15 protein-coding genes, 2 tRNA genes and 2 pseudogenes are annotated in these 19,874 nt (G+C 68.8%); 13 read left to right on the top strand and 6 right to left on the bottom strand.

Translation table 11 applies throughout. From position 1 onward, the window contains the following. Window positions 1–153 precede the first annotated feature (153 nt). Together IH26_RS0130180 and IH26_RS0130175 are read left to right on the top strand one after the other, a co-directional pair. A complete protein-coding gene (locus tag IH26_RS0130180) occupies window positions 154–864 on the top strand; it encodes a sigma-70 family RNA polymerase sigma factor (protein ID WP_051808732.1) in 711 nt (236 codons plus the stop codon). 132 nt (window positions 865–996) lie between these two features. After that, a complete protein-coding gene (locus IH26_RS0130175) occupies window positions 997–4,473 on the top strand; it encodes an ATP-binding protein (protein WP_084599178.1) in 3,477 nt (1,158 codons plus the stop codon). Here IH26_RS0130175 and IH26_RS0130170 read toward each other — a convergent pair. Then, complete coding sequence (locus tag IH26_RS0130170) at window positions 4,460–5,203, bottom strand: SDR family oxidoreductase (RefSeq protein WP_030439644.1); 744 nt, start codon at window positions 5,201–5,203, stop codon at window positions 4,460–4,462. The two genes, IH26_RS0130175 and IH26_RS0130170, sit on opposite strands and share 14 nt — an antisense overlap. 395 nt (window positions 5,204–5,598) lie before the next feature. Here IH26_RS0130170 and IH26_RS0130165 point away from each other — a divergent pair, with 395 nt between their 5' ends. The 4 genes and pseudogenes from IH26_RS0130165 (at window position 5,599) to IH26_RS63235 (ending at window position 10,778) form a co-directional block, all read left to right on the top strand. Then, window positions 5,599–6,339, top strand: coding sequence for an alpha/beta fold hydrolase (locus IH26_RS0130165; RefSeq protein ID WP_030439643.1), 741 nt, complete (start codon window positions 5,599–5,601; stop codon window positions 6,337–6,339). Window positions 6,340–6,540: 201 nt separating this feature from the next. Then, on the top strand, window positions 6,541–10,008 hold the full coding sequence (locus IH26_RS0130160) for a BTAD domain-containing putative transcriptional regulator (protein WP_084599177.1): 3,468 nt from the start codon (window positions 6,541–6,543) through the stop codon (window positions 10,006–10,008). A 136-nt stretch (window positions 10,009–10,144) separates the two neighbouring features. Next, window positions 10,145–10,294 (top strand): annotated as a pseudogene (locus IH26_RS63240) (TMEM175 family protein); the annotation flags it as partial. 334 nt (window positions 10,295–10,628) lie between these two features. Beyond that, complete coding sequence (locus tag IH26_RS63235; RefSeq protein ID WP_245665679.1) at window positions 10,629–10,778, top strand: hypothetical protein; 150 nt, start codon at window positions 10,629–10,631, stop codon at window positions 10,776–10,778. 1 nt (window position 10,779) lies between these two features. On the opposite strand, the gene IH26_RS63230 is transcribed toward IH26_RS63235, so the two are convergent. The 3 genes from IH26_RS63230 to IH26_RS0130135 all read right to left on the bottom strand — a co-directional run bounded on the left by IH26_RS63230 (window position 10,780) and on the right by IH26_RS0130135 (window position 11,967). After that, entirely contained in the window at window positions 10,780–11,100 is a 321-nt protein-coding gene (locus tag IH26_RS63230; protein ID WP_030439641.1) for a YidB family protein, read from the bottom strand. Window positions 11,101–11,221: 121 nt separating this feature from the next. Next, window positions 11,222–11,410 carry a hypothetical protein gene (locus IH26_RS0130140; protein WP_030439640.1) on the bottom strand — a complete coding sequence of 63 codons (189 nt, stop codon included), beginning with the start codon at window positions 11,408–11,410 and terminating at the stop codon, window positions 11,222–11,224. Between the two features lie 152 nt (window positions 11,411–11,562). Then, window positions 11,563–11,967 (bottom strand): four-helix bundle copper-binding protein, encoded by a 405-nt coding sequence (locus tag IH26_RS0130135; protein WP_030439639.1) that lies wholly within the window; start codon window positions 11,965–11,967, stop codon window positions 11,563–11,565. Between the two features lie 429 nt (window positions 11,968–12,396). On the opposite strand from IH26_RS0130135, the gene IH26_RS64015 reads away from it, so the two are divergent. Continuing rightward, the gene (locus tag IH26_RS64015) at window positions 12,397–12,807 is read left to right on the top strand and encodes a cupin domain-containing protein (RefSeq protein WP_030439638.1); all 411 of its coding nucleotides are present in this window, start codon (window positions 12,397–12,399) and stop codon (window positions 12,805–12,807) included. A gap of 497 nt (window positions 12,808–13,304) precedes the next feature. Here the strand turns inward: IH26_RS64015 and IH26_RS0130125 are convergent. Next, window positions 13,305–13,378: transfer RNA gene (locus tag IH26_RS0130125), tRNA-Gly, on the bottom strand. Window positions 13,379–13,506: 128 nt separating this feature from the next. Here IH26_RS0130125 and IH26_RS0130120 point away from each other — a divergent pair. The 6 genes and pseudogenes from IH26_RS0130120 to IH26_RS0130095 all read left to right on the top strand — a co-directional run bounded on the left by IH26_RS0130120 (window position 13,507) and on the right by IH26_RS0130095 (window position 19,072). Further along, window positions 13,507–13,580: transfer RNA gene (locus tag IH26_RS0130120), tRNA-Pro, on the top strand. 37 nt (window positions 13,581–13,617) lie between these two features. After that, a pseudogene (gene tig / locus IH26_RS0130115) lies at window positions 13,618–14,871 on the top strand (trigger factor); the annotation flags it as partial. Window positions 14,872–15,274: 403 nt separating this feature from the next. Continuing rightward, window positions 15,275–15,907 carry an ATP-dependent Clp protease proteolytic subunit gene (locus IH26_RS0130110; RefSeq protein ID WP_030439636.1) on the top strand — a complete coding sequence of 211 codons (633 nt, stop codon included), beginning with the start codon at window positions 15,275–15,277 and terminating at the stop codon, window positions 15,905–15,907. An 11-nt stretch (window positions 15,908–15,918) separates the two neighbouring features. Beyond that, window positions 15,919–16,584 carry an ATP-dependent Clp protease proteolytic subunit gene (locus tag IH26_RS0130105; protein WP_030439635.1) on the top strand — a complete coding sequence of 222 codons (666 nt, stop codon included), beginning with the start codon at window positions 15,919–15,921 and terminating at the stop codon, window positions 16,582–16,584. A 257-nt stretch (window positions 16,585–16,841) separates the two neighbouring features. Continuing rightward, window positions 16,842–18,134 (top strand): ATP-dependent Clp protease ATP-binding subunit ClpX, encoded by a 1,293-nt coding sequence (gene clpX, locus IH26_RS0130100; RefSeq protein WP_030439634.1) that lies wholly within the window; start codon window positions 16,842–16,844, stop codon window positions 18,132–18,134. Between the two features lie 143 nt (window positions 18,135–18,277). After that, the gene (locus IH26_RS0130095) at window positions 18,278–19,072 is read left to right on the top strand and encodes a carbon-nitrogen hydrolase family protein (protein ID WP_030439633.1); all 795 of its coding nucleotides are present in this window, start codon (window positions 18,278–18,280) and stop codon (window positions 19,070–19,072) included. Between the two features lie 25 nt (window positions 19,073–19,097). Here the strand turns inward: IH26_RS0130095 and IH26_RS0130090 are convergent, their stop codons facing one another. Further along, the gene (locus IH26_RS0130090) at window positions 19,098–19,313 is read right to left on the bottom strand and encodes a hypothetical protein (RefSeq protein ID WP_030439632.1); all 216 of its coding nucleotides are present in this window, start codon (window positions 19,311–19,313) and stop codon (window positions 19,098–19,100) included. Between the last annotated feature and the right edge of the window lie 561 nt (window positions 19,314–19,874).

The raw sequence follows: 19,874 nt of genomic DNA, 5'->3' as shown, positions 1-19,874 counted from the left end.
CTCCCATGCGGCGGCCGCTTTGGTGAAACTGCGCCGGTTGGTGACATCGGCGCCCTTCTCAGTGACCCCTTACTGTCACTCGTTCAGCACTGCTTCCGCACTCAGCCTCCCTAGCGTTCGTGGGCACTGGACGCCGACGCTGAGGAGGCAATCGTGTCCGAGTCTCTGCTCGAGCGGGCTTCGCGGGAATTCGCCGATCCGTCGCTTTCCTGGACATCCGATGCGGTGGCGTTCGAGAGCGCGCGTCGTCGACTCTTCGGGATCGCTTACCAGATGCTGGGCCGGGCCTCCGACGCCGAGGACGTCGTTCAGGAGGTGTGGATTCGGTGGCAACGGACCGACCGGGCACAGGTCCGCGACCGGGTCGCGTTTCTGGCTACGGTCGCGAAGCGTGCTGCCCTCAACACGGCAACCTCGGCCCACTCGCGTCGGGAGGTCAGCTCGGGCGTCGGGCTACCGGGGCACGACCGCGCGGCCGCCGACCCAGCGGCCGCGGCCGAACGCCGCGAGGAGCTCGAGCTCGCCATGCATCTCCTGTTGGAACGGCTTTCCCCCGTCGAGCGCGCCGTCTACGTGCTGCGCGAGGCGTTCGACTATTCGTTTGGCGACATCGCTGACATGCTCGAACTCAGCCAGGCCAACGCGCGGCAATTGGCTTGCCGAGCTCGCACGCACCTCGCGGGGCAACGGCAGAACCCGGTCGAACCGGCGCACCGAGAGGACCTGTTGGAGGCCTTCCTCGAGGCTGCCGGAGGCGAGGGCACGACGGCCCTCATCGGCCTGCTCACCAACGAGGTGGTCCGCCGGGGGCGCGGCAAGCCGACCGGTAACCCCAATTGTGCACCGGACCGAACGGCCGCGTGAGTGCAGAGCCCTCGCGGGACGAGAACCCCCCGAGCCAATTTGACGTTCTTGATATCACGTATCCGCTGTTGAAGGACGGATTTGGAGGGGGGATCATGATTTCGCTGACGAGGTGCCGGGGGAGGGCGGGACATGGCGGCCGTTCGGTTCTCGATCCTCGGCCCGGTCCGGGCTTGGTCCGGGGCGGCGGAGTTGGACCTTGGTGGTCGTCAGCAGCGTCTGGTGCTTGCTCTGTTGCTGGCCCGGGCTGGATCGGTCGTGAGTGTGAGCGAGTTGGTCGACGCGATCTGGCCGCAGGATCCTCCGGCGAGCGCGGTGAATGTGGTGCACCGCTGTGTCGGGGTGTTACGGCGGCTGATCGAGCCGGACCTGCCGATCCGAGCTACCGGGCAATACCTGGTGCGGCAGGCGGCCGGCTATCAGCTGCGGATGACCGAAGAGTCGTGTGATCTGCTGCGGTTCCGGGCGTTGGTGGCGCAGGCCGCCCAGGCTGGTGATCCCGAGCGGGCGGTTTCGCTTTATGTCGAAGCGCTGGCGTTGTGGGCGGGCCGGTGCGCGGCGGGGTTGGAGCCGATTTCGCGGATCCATCCGGATTTCATCGCGGTCGAGGCGGAACGGTCGCATGCCGTACGGGATGCGGCTGATCTCGCTTTGCGGCTGGAGCAGGTCAGGGTGATCCTGCCCGCGTTGCGGCAGGCCGGCGCCGAGAATCCGTTCGACGAGGCGGTGCAGGCCCGGTTGTTGCTGGTGTTGGCGGCCGATGGCCGGCAGGCCGAAGCCCTTGACCTGTTCCAGCAGTTGCGGCGCCGCCTGCGGGAGGAACTGGGCATCGACCCGGGTCAGGAACTCCTCGACGTCCAGGCCCAACTCCTACACCCCGAACCTCCTCCGCCGCGGGCTGCGGCCGCTGCCTCCGGCACACTGCCCGCTCTCGCGCCGATGATCGGCCGGGAAACGGAGATGCGCAGAATGCGTCGCCTGCTAGCCGACGCGGCCGACGGCCGCGGATCCGCATTGCTGATTCGCGGCACCCCCGGTGTGGGCAAATCGGCGCTCCTGCGCGCGGTCGCCGACGACGCGGCCCAACGCGGCTTCACGGTCCTGTCCACCGCCGGGGTGGAGACCGAACAATGGTTCCCGTTCGCCGCCCTGCACCTGTTGCTGCAGCCGGTCTTCCGCAGGATCGACCACCTGCCCGATCCGCACCGGGTGGCCCTGCGCAGCGCATTCGGCGCGGCCGACCAGCAGCCCGACGCGCACCGGGTCGCGTTCGCCGTGCTGGAATTGCTCGCCGACATCGCCGACCGGCAACCGGTCCTGCTGCTGTACGACGACGCGCAATGGTTGGACATACCCAGCCGGGACGTGCTCAGCTTCGTCGCCCGGCGCAGCCGCGACCATGCCATGCTGGCCGTCGCCGCCGCACGGCCCGAGACCGACCGCCGGCCCGCCGTGGCAGATCTGCCGGAAACGAACCTCCAAACCCTCGACCCTTCGGCGGCCGCCCAATTACTCGACAAAGTCGCGCCCGGCCTGGCCGCACCGACCCGCGCGCACATCCTGGAACAATCCGCCGGCAACCCGCTCGCGCTGGTCGAGCTGCCCAAGGCGATACGGGACAACGACGAGACCGGGTTGGACCTGCAGCTCACCCAGCGCCTGGAGGTCGCGTTCGCGGCCCGGACAGATGTTCTGTCCCCCGCGTGTCGATCGTTCGTTCTCGTCCTGGCCGCCGAACCGACCGCGCCGCTGTCCCACCTGCTCGAGGTGTCCAGCCGGGTCGCCGGATCGAGGACGACTGCGGAGGTGGTGCGCGAGGCGGCGGAGGGCGGGCTGGTCACGCTGGTCGAGCACCGGCCCGTGTTCCGTCATCCGCTGATGCGCTCCGCCGTCTATAAACGCGCGACCGTCACCGAGCGGACCGCCGTCCACCGGGCGCTGGCCGTCGCCTTTGAAGGCGTCCCGGAACGCGGGCTCGCCCACTTGGCTGCCGCCACCTTCGGCCCCGACGACGACCTGGCCACCCGGCTCGAGCAACTCGCCGACGACGCGCAGGCCCGCGGCAAGGTGGCGGCCGCCGTACCGGCGCTTTCCCAGGCAGCGGGCCTGGTCAGCGACGGCCACCGCCGCACCCGCATCCTGGTTCGCGCGGCGCAGCTGTCCAGCGACCTCAACGACAAGCACCACGCCCGCATGCTCCTGGACCGTGCGGACCTGCGGGTCGCCGGACCGGTCGAACGTGCTCGCCTGTTGCTGGTGTCCGAGAGCGCCGTCTTCGAGCCGGACGAGCCGGATCGCCGCATCCGCGAGCTGGTGCGCACGGCCGGCGCGGCGTTCGACGAAGGCGCCCGGGACGTCGCCGAGAATCTGATGTGGCGAGCCGCGGCGCGATGCTTCTTCCAGGACGCCGGCGCTGCGACGCGAGCCGCGACGGCCGCCGAACTGAACCGGTGGGGTGCCGATCCGGACAGCCCCGGCGCGTTGGTGGTGCGGGCCTACGCCGAACCGTTCCGCTACGGCGCCGACATCCTCGAACGGCTCGACCGGGTGACCGCCAACCGGCAGGACGGCCGCCTCATGCATTACCTGTTCTCGGCCGCGATCGCCCTCGGCGACTTCTCCCGCACGACCCGGTACTCGCGCGAGGCGGGCAAGCTCTGGCGGGCGCAAGGCAGGCTCGGCCTGCTGGCCCGTTCGACATCGGGTTCGTGGATGCGGCTCTATCTGGGTCAGCTCGACGAGGCCCAAACCGAATCGGAGGAGGGACGCCGGCTGGCCCGGGAGACCGGGGATACCATGGTCGAGCTGGGTCTGATCGCGACGGCCGCCTTGGTGGCCGCCATGCAGGGAAAACCGTCGTACGCGGCTGCCCTGATCGCCGAACTGCGCGCCGCCGACATGTTCCCCGGCATGCCGGCCATCTCCGTGATGGCCCAACAAGCTGACGGTCTCCTCGCCCTCTTCAACGGCACCGCTTCCCACGCGTACGCCACTCTTGCGGCCATCTTCGATCCCACCGACCCGCACTATCACTCGTCCATCCGCTGGCTTGTCGCACCCGACTTGGCCGATGCGGCGGTGGCCGCCGGCGCGAGCGCCGAAGCCCGCGAACTGCTGACCGAGTTGCCCGAGCTGGCGCGCCAGTTGCCGTCGGACATGATGACCATGGCCCACGCCTACACCAACGCGGTCCTCGCCCCCGACGACGAGGTCGACCAGCTCTTCGCGGACGGCCTGACGGCGCTTCCCGCCGGGTCCCGGCTGATCCAGGCCCGCCTGACTCTGCAGCACGGCCGGCGGTTGCTCCGGCAGGGGCGCGACGGGCGCGCCTTGCTGCGTACCGCCCGTGACGAGTTCGACCTGGTCGGCGCCCGCCCATGGGCCGGGATGGCCCGCGCCGAACTCCACGCGACCGGCGAAGCAAGTCCCCAGCCACGCCCCTCCACGAGTTCGCACCTGTCAGCGCAAGAAATGCAGATTGCCGATTTCGCCGCGCAGGGCCTGACCAGCGAGGAGATCGCCGAACGTCTGTTCATCTCGCGCCACGCCGTCAACGCCCACCTGAGCCGTATCCGCGCCACCACCGACGGGACCGTCACTGCTGGCTGAGCCACGTGTCGAAGGTGATGTGGCCGAGCCGGGCGTTCGGGCCGGGTAGCAGGGTCCGCTCGCCGACCGGTATCCCGTAGTAGGGCGCCTGCTCGTCGGTGACGACCTCGCGGGGGTCGCCCTTGGCGGCCAGGCCCGTGCGGATCAGTTCGTCGAGCCGGAACTGCTCCGGGCCGCCGATCTCCTGGATTCCGTTGACCGCCTCGCCGGCCGCGACCCGTCCGACGCCGGCCGCGACGTCGTCGGCGGCCATCGGCTGGATCAGGACCGGCGGCGCATGCACCTTGGCACCCACGGTGCTGAAGTCCGCGATGGCCTTGACGAACTCGAAGAACTGGGTGGCGTGCACGATCGAGTACGGCCGGCCCGACTCGCGGATCAGATCTTCCTGGGCCTGCTTCGCCCGGAAGTAGCCCGACGCGAGCAGCCGGTCCGTGCCGACCACCGACAGCGCTACGTAATGCCCGACCCCCGCCTTCGCAGAATAGGCGAGCAGGTTGCCGGTGGCGGTCCGGAAGAACTCCATCGCCGCGTCGTCGGCGAACGACGGCGAGTTCGACACGTCCACCACGACCGCGGCGCCGTCGAGCACCTCGGCCAAGCCCTGACCGGTGAGCGTGTTCACGCCGGTGTTCGGCGCGGCCGGCACCGCCTCGTGCCCCCGCTCGTTCAGCTTGGCGACCAGTCTCGACCCGATCAACCCGGTCCCACCGATGACCACGATTTTCACGACGTGCTCCTTCATTCGACGGATGCGAGCCAAGGCGACTCTCGGCTGCGGCTCACCAAGCAAGACCGGGCGACCCATCGCTCTGTGACACCGCCAGAGCCACGAATTTCCACAGCGTTGGTGCGGCCTGCCGTCACGTTCCGGACTGCCGCGCGGTCTCTTGGGACGAACGGTTGTCCGGCCGAGCCGCGAGATGAGAGCGGGAACACCGGGTTTCAGACGGCTCCCAAGAGCATGCGTCAAGCAGAACGTGGCTGGTCCCGCCCGCCGCCGGACAACCTCACCAGCGCCGACGGGCCTAGCGGCCCACGGCCCGCTCCCCAGGGATACGGCCTGGGCGAGCCGACACCACCCGGAACTCCACCAACATCCGTACGAGCAGGAGGCAAACGATCATGTCCGAGCAGAAACCCACTGTCGTGCTCGTGCACGGCGCCTTCGCCGACTCCGGAAGCTGGAGCGGCGTCATCGAGAAGTTGCAGGCGATGTCCTTCGACTGTGTAGCGGTCGCCAATCCGCTGCGCAGCCTCACCGGCGACGCCGCGTACGTGCGCGACGTGATCGCCGGGCTCGGCCGGCCCGTCGTGCTGGTCGGGCACTCCTACGCCGGCCTGGTGATCACCGAAGCGGCGGCTGGCAACCCCGCGGTAACCGCGCTGGTCTATGTCTGTGCCTTCGCCCCGGACCACGGTGAAAGCGCGTTCGGGCTCTCGACGCGGTTCCCCGGCAGTACCCTCGGCGAGACCCTGGTCGCCTACCCGGTGTCGACCGGCGGCAACGAGTTCGCGATCCGGCCCGACCTCTATCACCGGCAGTTCGCCGCCGACGTGCCAGCCGCCCGGGCCGCGGTGATGGCTGCCACCCAACGCCCGGCGACCGAAGCCGCCCTTTCCGAAGGGCTTCCCGCCGGCACGCCGGCCTGGAAGAACCTCCCGTCCTGGTTCGTGATCGGCGACGCCGATCTCAACATTCCGCCCGCGCTCCAGCGCTTCGAGGCCGAACGGGCCGGGGCGCGAAGCACCCGAGAGATCAGCGGCGGCTCACACGCGGTTGCCGTGTCGAACCCCGACACGGTCGCGCAGACGATCCTTGATGCGCTTCAGGCCGTCACGCCCACCATGGCCGCCGTCGAATAGGTCGCGGGCCTTGGCGCGGTGTGGCGGGAGGGTCTCCCGCCACACCGCCGCGTCGGCGGAAGCATGCTGGACCGGCCGTAGGCCCGGCAACGCCCAGAGTTATCCCATTTCGACGGTTTTCATTTCGGGTTCCGCGGTTGATGGACGGTTTTGGAGGGGGGATCATGACTTTGCTGACGAGGTGCCGGGGGAGGGCGGAACGTGGCGGCCGTTCGGTTCTCGATCCTCGGCCCGCTCCGGGCCTGGTCCGAGGTTGGGGAGCTGGACCTGGGCGGTCGTCAGCAGCGTCTGGTGTTCGCTTTGCTGGTGGCCCGGGCCGGGTCGGTCGTGAGCGTGAGCGAGTTGGTGGACGCGATCTGGCCGCAGGATCCCCCCGCGAGTGCGGTGAACGTCGTGCACCGCTGTATCGGCATATTGCGGCGTTTGATCGAGCCGGATCTGCCAGTTCGGGCGATTGGGCAGTATTTGGTGCGGCAGGCGGCCGGTTATCAGCTGAAGGCGACCGAAGAATCGTGTGATCTTCTGCGGTTTCGGGCGTTGGTGAGCCAGGCGTCCCAGGCTGGCGATCCGGAGCGGGCGGTCCGGCTTTACGCCGAGGCGTTTGCGTTGTGGACTGGGCGGTGTGCGGCGGGGTTGGAGCCGGCGACGCAGAGACTTCCGGATTTCATAGCGATCGAGGCTGAACGGTCGCACGCCGTGCGGGATGCGGCTGGCATCGCGTTGCGGCTGGGGCAGGCCCGGGTGGTTCTGCCTGCACTGCGGCAAGCCGGCGCGGAAAGTCCGTTCGATGAGGCGTTGCAGGCCCGGTTGCTGTTGGCTTTGGCCGCCGACGGCCGGCAGGCCGAAGCCTTCGACCTGTTCCAGCAGCTGCGCCGCCGCCTGCGGGAGGAACTGGGCATCGACCCGGGCCAGGAGCTACTCGACGTCCACGCACAGCTACTACACCCCGAACCCTCGGTGCCGACACCCGCCGCTCCGCCTGCCCCGGCAGCGGCTCCGGCCGGCATCATCGGCCGGGAGGCCGAGCTACGCCGGGTGCACGTCCTGCTCACCGACGCGGCCGAGGGCCGCGGGTCCGCTCTGTTGGTCAGTGGTTCCCCCGGCGTGGGCAAGTCGGCGCTGCTACGCTCCGCCGCCGCGGACGCCGTCGAGCGAGGTTTCCTGGTCCTGTCTACCGCTGGGGTGGAGACCGAGCAATGGTTCCCGTTCGCCGCCCTTCACTTGTTGCTGCAACCGGTGTTGCACCGGATCGACGACCTGCCCGACGCGCACCGGCTGGCCCTACGCAGCGCGTTCGGCGCGGCCGACCAGGAGCCGGACACCCACAGGATCGCGTTCGCCGTGCTGGAGCTGCTCGCCGATGTCGCCGACCGGCAACCGGTTCTGCTGCTGTTCGACGACGCGCAATGGTTCGACGTGCCCAGCCGGGACGTGCTCAGCTTCGTTTCCCGGCGTAGCCGCGACCACGCCATGGTGGCCATCGCCGCGGCCCGGCCGGGGTTCGAGCGGCGGCCCGCCGCGGTCGGTGTGCCGGAACTGAGCCTGGAGGCGCTTGACCCGTCGGCGGCCGCCGAACTGCTCGACCTCGTTGCCTCCGGCCTGGCGCCGCCGGTTCGCGCGCTGATCCTGGAACGCTCCGCGGGCAACCCGCTCGCGTTGCTCGAGTTGCCGAAGGCGGTGCGGGCGGGCCACGTGGACGGGCCGGAGCTGCAACTGACCCAGCGGCTGGAGGTCGCGTTCGCGGCCCGTACCGATTCCCTGTCACCCGGTGCGCGGACGTTCCTGCTCGTTCTGGCCGCGGAACCCACCGCGCCTCTGCATCAGCTACTGGACGTGGCGACCCGGGTCGTCGGCTCGGCGGTGACCGCGGACGTCCTGCACGAGGCTGCGGAGGCCGGATTGGTCACGCTGGTCGAGCACCGGCCCGAGTTCCGTCATCCGCTGATGCGTTCCGCCATCTACGAACGTGCGACGGTCGGCGAACGGATAGCCGTCCACCGGGCGCTCTCCGTCGCCCTTGCGGCCGTGCCGGAGCGCGGGCTCGGCCATCTGGCCGCCGCCACCTTCGGCCCGGACGACGAACTGGCCACCCGGCTCGAGCAGTTGGCCGACGAGACACAGGCGCGCGGCGCGATCGCGGTCGCCGTCCCGGCCCTGTCGCAGGCGGCCGGCCTGGTCAGCGACAGCCGTCGGCGCACCCGCATCCTGGTCCGCGCGGCGCAGTTGTCCAGCGACTTGAACGACCAGTACCACGCTCGGTTGCTGCTTGATCGTGCCGATCTGCGGGTCGCCGGACCGGTCGAACGTGCCCGCCTGTTGCTGGTGTCCGAGAACGCCGTCTTCGAGCCGGACGAACCCGACCGGCGCATCCGCGAGCTGGTGCGAACCGCCGGCTCGGCATTCCACGAAGGTGCCCGGGACGTCGCCGAGAACTTGCTGTGGCTGGCTGGTGCCCGATGCTTTTTCCAGGACGCCGACTTGCCGGCCCGCGTGGAAACGGCCGCCGAACTGGAGCATTGGGGCGCTGACCCGGACAGCCCCGGCGCGTTGGTGGTGCGGGCGTATGCCGAACCGTTCCGGCACGGCGCCGACGTGCTGCAACGGCTCGACCGAGTGACCGCCGACCGGCAGGACGGCCGCCTCCTGCACTACCTCGGCACCGCAGCGATCGCCCTCGGCGACTTCACCCGCACGACCCGCTACCTCAGCCAGGCGGGCGCGGTCTGGCGTGCCCAGGGCCGGCTCGGGCTGCTGGCCCGGTCGCTGGCCGGTTCGTGGATGCGGGTCTACCTCGGTCAGCTCGACGAGGCCCGCACCGAATCGGAGGAGGGCCGCCGGCTGGCCCGGGAAACCGGCGACAAGATCGTCGAACTCGGGCTGACCGCCACCGCCGCCCTGGTAGCTGTGCAGCGCGGCGACACGGCGTCGGCGGCCGCCTTGATCGGCGAAGTGCGGGCCGCCGACATGTTCCCCGGCATGCGTTTCGTCACCGCGATGGCCCAGCAGGTCGACGGTCTCCTCGCCCTCTTCGACAAGCGCGCGTCCCAGGCGTACGCCCTTCTCGCGGCCGCGTTCGATCCCCTCGACCCGCATTACCACTCATCCATCCGCTGGCTCTTCGCGCCGGACTTGGCAGATGCGGCGGTTGCCGCCGGCGCGACCGCCGAAGCCCGTGAGCTGCTGATCGAGTTGCCTCAGCTGGCACGTCAGTTGCCGTCGGACATGATGACCATGGCGTACGCCTATACGAAAGCGGTCCTTGCTCCCGGCGACCAGACCTTTGCCGACAGCCTGGCCGCACTTCCCACCGGGTCGCGGCTGATTCGAGCCCGGTTGACCTTGCAGCACGGCCGGTGGCTGCTCCGGCAAGGACGCGACGCGCGGGCCCTGCTGCGTACCGCCCGCGACGAGTTCGACCTGATCGGCGCCCGCCCGTGGGCCGAGATGGCCCGCGCCGAACTCGAGGCGGCCGGCGAGGCAAGCCACCGGCCGCGCCCTTCGATGGCTTCGCGGCTGTCGGCACAGGAAGCGCAGATCGCCGGCCTGGCGGCGCGGGGCCTGAGCAACGAGGAGATCGCCGAACGCCTGTTCATCTCGCGTCACGCTGTCAACGCACACCTGAGCCGCATCCGTGCCACCACTGGCGACGCGGTCAGGTCGGCGTGTTGATCGGCACCGGGATCGACCCGGCCGAGTTCGGATCGGGCGCCGCGGTCGGTGACTTCCGGCTGCTGGCAGCAGCGCGGTGAACACTCGCCGGCTGGAGACGCTGAGCGACGGCGTTCTGGCCATCATCATCACGATCATGGTGCTGGAGCTGAAGGTGCCGGCGGGCCACGACCTCGCCGACCTCGCCCGTACGACCGGCTTCGGCCTGCTCACCTACCTGGTCAGCTTCGTCTACGTGGGCATCTACTGGAACAACCACCACCACATGTTTCATCTGGTCCGCCGGGTCAGCGGCGGTGTGCTGTGGGCGAACCTCGCCCTGTTGTTCTGCCTCTCGCTGTTGCCGTTCACGACGGCGTGGCTGGACGAGTCGCGGTTCGCCCGGACGCCGGTCGTCATCTACGGTCTGAACCTCCTCGTCGCCGCCGTCGCGTACGTCGTCCTGCAGCACGTGATCATCCGCGGGCAGGGAAGCGAGTCGCCGCTGCGGCAGGCGGTCGGTACCGATGGCAAGTCCAAGGTCTCCGGCGGGCTGCTTCTCGGCGGCCTCCTGTGCGCCCTCGCGATCGATCCGCGCGGTCTACCGGTCCTTCGCGGACCGCTTCTGGCCGGGTGTCGAGGTGGCGTGGACCAGCCTCAACGGGCAGGCCGCCGCGCGACTGTCGCGCGACGGCACGGTGTTCGCGGTGTGCACCATCAGTGCCTGTGCCGCGGGCATCGACCAGGTGCTGTGGGTCTTCCATCCCGACAAGCTCACGGCCGTGTCGTGACTCACCCTGACGCGAAGGCTCCGGCCGATCGGTCGTCCTCAGCACTTGCTTCCGCGAGCTCCTGGGTGAGCCGGTCCGCGTCGATGATCGCTCCGCCGGGGGTGACCGCGTCCACCAGGTCCGGAAGCACCGCGGCGAGCTGCCACGCCACGGCGTCCGCGCTGCCGTCCACAAGCTCAGCGAGATCATCGAGCGCACGGTCGCCGATCGTCATCCGCACCTGGTCGACCGTCATCGCCTGATTCGGCGCGTCATCGGACAGCCAGCTGCCGTACTGCTCCGGGGTGGTCGTCTCGGCGAGACGTAGCACCACGGTGCGCAACTGCGGCGCGCCCGCCCCGGCGGCCGGCGCGACCGACCGGACATGCGCCAGAGCGAAGATCAGTTCCGTATCTCCAGATCGTCGAGCAACGTGGCCAGCTTGCCGAGCTCGTCCGTGGTCGTCACAGCTCCGCTCCCAACTCGTCGAACAAGCCGTCCGGCGTCAACCCGAGCTCGGACAGCAGCCGGGTGTGCGCGGCGTCCTCCAGGTCGATCCGGTCCGGCAGACGCCCGGCCAGGGACGCGGCACGGTCGGGCCCGTACGCGCGGCGGATGACCCGCAGCGCGCTCGCCTTCGTGATAGCAGTCATGGTTGCCTCATCTCCCCGAGGGGTGTAGGTCGCCCGGACTGTCGTGTCGCCCGGCACCAAGTCAGACCAGACGACCGCCCCCGGTGTGACAGCCAGTCAGAAAATTCGGGATGCGCAGCGACGTCAGCCGCCCGGGCACGTGGCCGGCGACATCAGCTCATCGTGGCCAGCAAGTCCTCGCAGGCCAGGAGGCAGGCGCGGCAGGACTCGGCGCAGATGCGGCAGTGCTCGTGCATGCTGGCGTGCCGGGAACATTCGTCGCCGCAGGCCCGGCACGCCGCGATGCAGGCCTGCAGCACATTGTCGGTGATCGTCGGGTCGAATCCGACCCGGCGGGACAGCACCCGGGCGGCCGCCGCGCAGATGTCGGCGCAGTCCAGGTTCGTGGCGACGCAGGTGATCAGTTCAGCGACCATGTCCTCGCCGAGACAGGCGTCGGCGCAGGAGGTGCAGGTCTGCGCGCACTCGGCGAGCGCGTCAATGGTCGCGGCGAGCTTCCGGTGATCCAGGCCGATCGGCCTCGGGTAGGTCTCGAGCATCGCAGTCGTGGTGGTCATAGCGTTCGTCCTAACGTCGATCCAAGGCGGCCTGAAGGCAATACGTCACCGCGCCGTCCACCAGGTGTGTCGAGCCAGCCGGCCGCCGGCGGCTGGCGCCCATCACTCACCCGCGAGCGCGGACATCGACGAATCCGTCGATGCCGTCGCGGCCAGACCCCCTCGACGCCAATGGCGTACGCCGACCCGGCGCGACACCCACATAGACCAGACCGGCCCGCTGCCCGTGACAATCTGTGCAGGCAGGTATCCGAGCTATCTGATCCCCGGACAGCCGGCCCGGCGTCTCGGCTGACACCGCCGGCTCTGTTCCTCTGGTCGGGGTGACCAGACGCTGACCAGCGTCCAGCCTCCGTTCACCCGGCGGCCTGTCACGGACTGGCAGGCTGGCTTGTCTTTCTGGCGACAAGTCCCTGATCGGAGGAATCCATGGACGCTCAGCAAACACACCTGCCTCCCGGCATCGACCTGATCGAAACCCTGCCCGGGGCGGCGGCCCGGATCCCGGCCGGTGCCGAGGCCAGGACCGTCCGGGTCACCCTGTCGCCCGGTGACCCCGGCGCACCGCCGCACCGGCACCCCGGACCCCTGTTCGGCTACGTGACCGAAGGCGAGATCCTGTTCGAGCTCGAGGGCGAACCGCCTCGAGTGCTCAAGGCCGGCGACGCGGTGTTCGAGCCTGGCGGCGACGTGATCCACTACCAGGGCGCGAACAACCTCCCGGACGCACCATCGCAACTGGTAGTGACCATGTTCGCGCCGCCCGGCTCGCCGGTGCTCACCCTGGTGAGCCCGGAGGAACTGGCCGAACGACGACACCGGCGATTCGCCCAGCCCTGACGACAGGGAGCGATCTTGCCACCCTTGCCGATGAGAGGGCTACTTCCCGGCGGCCCAGGATCTGCCGGCCGTCGACCTCGACAAGGCCGAGCTACCTCGTGAATCGTCGGATCGATCGCAGGACCCGGCGAGTTGACCTCGGGAAAGATTTCGTCATCCCGTTAAGACGGACGTCGGACGAACCGGACTGACCCCTGATCACGCCTCTGAGCTGCGATCTTCCGACAGGAGTGGAGTCCGCATCCTCAGTTTTCCTTGACTGAGGATGCGGATTGGCCAGCGAGATGGCCGCTCTGGCGGCGTTCGTGCCGGCGAGGGAGGGCCATGGTGAGCTGGTGCTGAGCGTGATGCGTCGCCGCTGCGAGCGTGCCGCCGGTGTCGCTCAGGGCCGGGTTCGACTCCTGCGTCGATGCTCGTTCCCCATCAAGTTCCGCAACGAACTGCGGCTCCGAGCTTGATCGAACTTATGTTGATCAAGCCGCCTAGCAGGTCAAACGTGGAGCGGGCGACGAGAATCGAACTCGCGTAATCAGTTTGGAAGACTGAGGCTCTACCATTGAGCTACGCCCGCGCGACTCCGGCTGCCCGGAGCACGATGGCCAGCTTACTGAATCACCTCCCCGCTTTGCACACCGGATTCCCCTCGGGTGACTCCACCGCGCGTACGGGAAAGCGGACCGCATACACTGGCCTGCGCCACGGGGTGTGGCGCAGCTTGGTAGCGCACTCGCTTTGGGAGCGAGGGGCCGTGGGTTCAAATCCCGCCACCCCGACTGATACCAACTATCCGCAGCAACAAGGAGTACGCCTGTGAAGAGCACCGTCGAGACTCTGAGCCCGACCCGGGTGAAGCTCGCCATCGAGGTGCCGTTCGACGAGCTCAAGCCGAGCCTGCAGAAGGCGTACCGGGAGATCGGCGCGCAGGTGCAGGTGCCGGGCTTCCGTCGTGGCAAGATCCCGGCCGCCGTGATCGACCAGCGGGTCGGCCGCGGCGCGGTCCTCAACGAGGCCGTGCAGGAGGCGATCCCGCAGCAGATCCTCGCCGCGGTCCGCGAGCACGACGTCAAGACCCTCGGCCGCCCCGAGGTGGAGATCACCGAGTTCGCCGACAACGCGCCGCTGAAGTTCACGGCCGAGGTCGACGTCCGCCCCGAGATCACCGTCCCCGACCTCAAGACCATCTCGGTCACCGTCCCGGCGGTCCAGATCGACGACAACGAGATCGACGAGCAGATCAACGGCCTCCGTGAGCGCTTCGCCACCCTGAAGACCGTCGAGCGCCCCGCCGCCGAGAACGACTACGTCCAGCTCGACCTCAACGCCACGGTCGACGGCGAGGAGGTGCCGGGCGGCTCGGCCACCAACATCTCCCACGAGGTCGGCAGCAAGCAGCTGCTCCCGGGCCTCGACGAGGTGCTGGTCGGCCTCAGCGCCGGCGAGGAGGCGAACTTCACCACCCAGCTCGTCGGCGGCGACTTCGCCGGCCGCGACGCCGAGGTCAAGGTGAGCGTCCGCAGCGTCAAGGACAAGCAGCTGCCCGAGATCGACGACGAGTTCGCCCAGCTGGCGAGCGAGTTCGACACGCTCGACGAGCTGCGCAACGACCTGCGCGAGCGGCTGACCAAGGTGAAGAAAGTCGAGCAGATCTACGCCGCCCGTGACGAGGCGCTCAAGCAGCTCGTCGAGGCGGCCGAGATCCCCGCTCCCGAGGGCGTCGTCAAGGACGAGGTCGAGGGCCGCAAGCAGGCGATGACCGACCAGCTCGAGCGGATCGGCGCCACCCTGCAGGACTACCTCACCTCGGAGGACAAGACCGAGGAGCAGATCGACGAGGAGCTGACCGAGGCGGCCCAGGAGGGCGTCCGGATCCAGCTGCTGCTCGACACGATCGCCGACGCCGAGGACGTCCAGGTCTCCGACGACGAGTTCGGCCACGAGATCGTGCACCGCGCGCAGCGCGCTCAGATGCAGCCGCAGCAGTACTACGACCAGCTCGTCCAGTCGGGCGCGGCGGCCGCGGTCTTCGGCGACGTGCGCCGCGGCAAGGCCCTCGCCTCGGTGATGCCTTTGGGGCTGATGAGGAGAGGCCGGTTTTCGGCACCGCGGGGTTTGCGGTACCGAAAACCGGCCTCTCCTCATCAGCGGGGCGATCGCGAGCCGTTCTCGGATACGGGGCACCCGGGAGGCCTGGGGGTCGGGGGCAGTTCTCGCGTCGGGGGTGCTCGGGAGGCCTGGGGGTTGCGGGCAGTTCTCGCGTCGGGGGTGCTCGGGAGGCTTGGGGGTTGCGGGCAGTTCTCGCGTCGGGGGTGTCTGGGAGGTCTGGGGTTGGTTTTTGTGGGCCCTGCGCTGTCAGCGAACAGTGGCCCGAGCGGGAAGCTGATGGTCTTTCGACCGGTTAGGTTGGTCGTACGACGGACAACCTGCCGGCCGGAAGCTCGGCCGACACAGTCAGCTGTGAAGGGCTGCCATGACTGATCTCCACATCCCCGCGAGCCCTGTGCTACGCGGCGGCGACACCCTCAGTGGCAACCTCGACGACTCGGTCTTCAACCGCCTGCTGCGCGAGCGCATCATCTTCCTCGGCAGCGAGGTGACCGACGCGGTGGCCAACCGGATCTGCGCGCAGCTGCTGCTGCTTTCCGCCGAGGACCCTGAGCGCGACATCCACCTCTGGATCAACTCACCGGGTGGCTCGGTCTACTCGGGCATGGCGATCTACGACACCATGCAGTTCATCGACAACGACGTGCAGACCGTCGCGATGGGCATGGCCGCCTCGATGGGGCAGTTCCTGCTGTGCGCCGGCGCGGCCGGCAAGCGCTTCGCCCTGCCGCACGCCCGGATCATGATGCACCAGCCGTCCGGCGGCATGGGCGGCACCGCGGCTGACATCGCCATCCAGGCCGAGCAGATGCTCTACACCAAGCGCATGTTCCAGGAGCGGATCGCCTTCCACACCGGGCAGAGCCAGGAGCAGATCGCTGCCGACTTCGACCGTGACCGCTGGTTCACGGCGCAGGAGGCGAAGGATTACGGCTTCATCGACAAAGTGATCACCGGGGCCACCGAGGTCTCCGAGGGCGCCGGAACGCTGAACTGAGGAGCGGAACAATGACTGACCTGACCATGCCTCCCGGGTTCGCTCCGGTGCACAACCGCTACGTTCTCCCATCCTTCGTCGAGCGCTCCTCGAACGGGATGATGAAGGAGACGAACCCGTACAACAAGATGTTCGAGGACCGGATCATCTTCCTCGGCGTCCAGGTGGACGACGCGTCGGCCAACGACGTGATGGCCCAGTTGCTGACGCTGGAGAGCTCCGACCCCGACCGGGACATCCTGATGTACATCAACTCCCCGGGTGGCTCGTTCACCGCCATGACGGCGATCTACGACACCATGCAGTACGTCCGGCCGGACATCTCCACCGTCTGCCTGGGCCAGGCCGCCTCGGCCGCCGCGGTCCTGCTGGCCGGCGGCTCGGCGGGCAAGCGCATGGCGCTGCCGCACTCCCGGGTGCTGATCCACCAGCCGGCCACCGAGGGCGGCTACGGCCAGGGCTCGGACATCGAGATCCAGGCCCGCGAGATCCTCCGGATGCGTACGCAGCTCGAGGAGATGATCTCCCGCCACTCCGGCCAGCCGGTCGAGAAGGTCCGCAAGGACATCGACCGCGACAAGATCATGACGGCGGATGAGGCCAAGGAGTACGGCCTCGTCGACGTCGTGCTGGCCACCCGCAAGAAGAGCCTGCAGTCGGTCGGCGCGGGCAGCTGAACGACGACCGCCCGCGGCCCGCTCATCCGGGCCGGCAAGGGCGGTCGGGCGGGGTGTCAGGGGCCGGCCGGTACGCGTTAAACTGGCCGACCCCTGACACGCCCGTTTTGGGGGGTCGGAGAACCGCCCCTTTGCGGGTAACGTCGAGCATGCAGCCTCAGTTACGCGGCGCGGCAGACGATGGGATGGCAACGGGGCGATTCAGCCCTCGACCAGGGGTCGGCGCGAGCCGGCCGATGAGCTCAAGGAGAACGTAGGTGGCACGGATCGGCGACGGCGGCGACCTACTGAAGTGCTCCTTCTGTGGGAAGTCCCAGAAGCAGGTCAAAAAGCTCATCGCGGGCCCCGGGGTGTACATCTGCGACGAGTGCATCGACCTCTGCAACGAGATCATCGAAGAGGAGCTGGCCGAGACCGGCGAGGTGAAGTGGGAAGAGCTTCCCAAGCCGATGGAGATCTGCGCCTTCCTCGACAACTACGTGGTCGGGCAGGAACAGGCCAAGAAGGCCCTGTCGGTAGCGGTCTACAACCACTACAAGCGGATTCAGGCCGAGTCGAGCGGTGCCCCCGGCGGCGGCAGCGATGTCGAGGTGGCCAAGTCCAACATCATGCTCATCGGCCCCACCGGCTGCGGTAAGACTCACCTGGCGCAGACCCTGGCCCGGATGCTCAACGTGCCGTTCGCGATCGCGGATGCCACGGCGCTCACCGAGGCCGGCTACGTAGGCGAGGATGTGGAGAACATCCTTCTCAAGCTCATCCAGGCCGCCGACTACGACGTCAAGCGGGCCGAGCAGGGCATCATCTACATCGACGAGGTCGACAAGATCGCCCGGAAGAGCGAAAACCCGTCGATCACCCGCGACGTCTCCGGTGAGGGCGTCCAGCAGGCTCTGCTGAAGATCCTGGAGGGCACGGTCGCCAACGTGCCGCCGCAGGGCGGCCGGAAACACCCCCACCAGGAGTTCATCCAGATCGACACGACGAACGTGCTGTTCATCGTGGGCGGCGCGTTCGCCGGCCTCGACCGGATCATCGAATCCCGGGTGGGCCACGGCGGCGTCGGCTTCGGCGCGCACCTGCGCTCGATTTCCGAGCGGAATACCGACGACATCTTCAGCAAGGTCATGCCGGAGGACATGCTGAAGTTCGGCCTGATCCCCGAGTTCATCGGCCGCCTCCCGGTGATCACCACGGTGCGCAACCTCGACCGCGAGGCGCTCATCAAGATCCTGACCGAGCCGCGGAACGCGTACGTGAAGCAGTACCAGCGGCTGTTCGAGCTCGACGGCGTGGAGCTGGAGTTCGACTACGGCGCCCTCGAGGCCATCGCCGACCAGGCGATGCTGCGGGGCACCGGCGCTCGTGGCCTGCGAGCGATCATGGAAGAGGTCCTCCTCTCCGTGATGTACGAGGTGCCCAGCAACCCCGATGCCGCTCGCGTGGTGATCACTCGCGAGGTCGTGCTGGAAAACGTGAACCCCACGATCGTCCCGCGCGAGTTCGTCGGCCGCCGCCGCCGGGCCGAGCGCGAGGAAAAGTCCGCCTGATCTTTTTGCTCGGCTTGCGCCGCGTGGGCTCGCGCCCGACGCGGCGCTTTGTCGTTTCGCCTTTCGATCGGCCGGCTCGCGGTGGTCCCGCCGCCGACCAACTGACCAGGGCGCGACCGGGCGGGCGGCCGTAGGCTTGGGGCATGCGCGTAGCGGTGTGCCAGGTGAACTCGCGAGAGAGTCGGGACGAGAACCTCACGGTGGCCCGAGGGCTGCTCGAGAGGGCCGCTGCGGCCGGTGCGGAGGTCGCCGTACTGCCGGAGTACGTCGACTACCTCGGACCCGGCAAGGGCGCGCCCAAGCCCGAGGGCGTCGACGGGGAGTTCGCCGAGTTCTTCGCCGGTGCGGCCCGCGAGCTCGGCCTCTGGGTGCATGCCGGTTCGTTCCACGAGGCCGGCCCGGACGAGGCGCACACGTACAACACCTCGCTGGTCTTCTCGCCCGAGGGCGAGCTCACGGCCGCCTACCGGAAGATCCATCTGTACGACGTGGAGATCGCCGGCCGAGTCTCGTACCAGGAGTCGCGGACGGTCGCCCCGGGGGAGAGGACCGTCGTGGCCGACATCGCCGGCGTGCCCACCGGGCTGTCGATCTGCTACGACCTGAGGTTCCCGGAACTGTACCGGCGGCTGGCGGTGGACGGCGCGCGGGTCCTGGTGGTGCCGGCCGCGTTCATGATGCACACCGGGCGCGACCACTGGGAGGTGCTGCTCCGCGCCCGCGCGATCGAGAACCAGTGCTATGTGGTGGCCGCCGGCCAGATCGGCGACCACGAGCCGAGCCGTACGTGTTTCGGCCGCAGCATGGTCATCGACCCGTGGGGCACGGTGCTGGCCCAGGCCCCCGACACGGTCGGCATCGCGGTGGCCGACGTGGACCTCGACCGTCTCGAGCACATCCGGACCGAACTCCCGAGCCTCGCGAACCGCCGGCTCTGACCGGATCCGGCGGATGTAACCGGGGTCACAGGAGTTGCACTAGGTAACCGATTACTGCCAGGCCGATGACGGCGCCGCCGCTCAGGAGCAGGGCGCCGCCCATGCGTGAAGGCCCGCGGCGGATCATGCGCAGGGTCGAGACCACGAGCGTGACCAGCACAAGCACGCCGATCACGAGCTGGCCGGCGGGGAGCAGGAGATCGGTGATCGCGTCTGCGGCCAGCACCCGGGAGGAACCCATGCGCCCACTCTGTCACGGCCGGAAGGCTCAGTGGACCTTCTCGTGGTCATGGGGGTCGATTTGCATCCGCCGCAGGTGATCACGTAACTTTCTTTCTGCCCGAGGGAAACCCGGACGGAACGGCGCGAAAGTGACGGGCCGTAGGGGGTTCGGAGGGCCGCTGAGGCGCGCGCTAAGCTTGCCGATGCACCGGGCGATGCTGGCACGAAGATCCGCAAAAACGGGGTTTGCGCCAACGAGGTTGACCGGGTAGAGTTACAAAGCCCGCAGGGAGCCGGGCGGACTGATCACCTCAACGTGATCGTCGGCCGGTCCTACTGGGCCACCTCAACGACAGACCCGCTTCAGGGCGGGCCGTGTGCTGTGGGGAAACACTTGGGCGATGTCGGCAAGATCTCGGATCTTGTCATGACGAAGTCGGCCGGGTAAGTTTGAGCGGTTGCCCCGAGGGCGGTTCTGCTTCGGGTGCGGTTGTTCTTTGAGAACTCAACAGGGTGCTTGTAAAGCCAGTGCCAATTTGTTTTTTCCCTGGCCGGTTTGGTCCGGCTTGGATTCCTTTGG

The sequence above is a fragment of the Actinoplanes subtropicus genome (assembly GCF_000721705.1).
Lineage (GTDB): Bacteria > Actinomycetota > Actinomycetes > Mycobacteriales > Micromonosporaceae > Actinoplanes > Actinoplanes subtropicus.
This window is presented reverse-complemented; position numbering and strand designations above follow the sequence as displayed.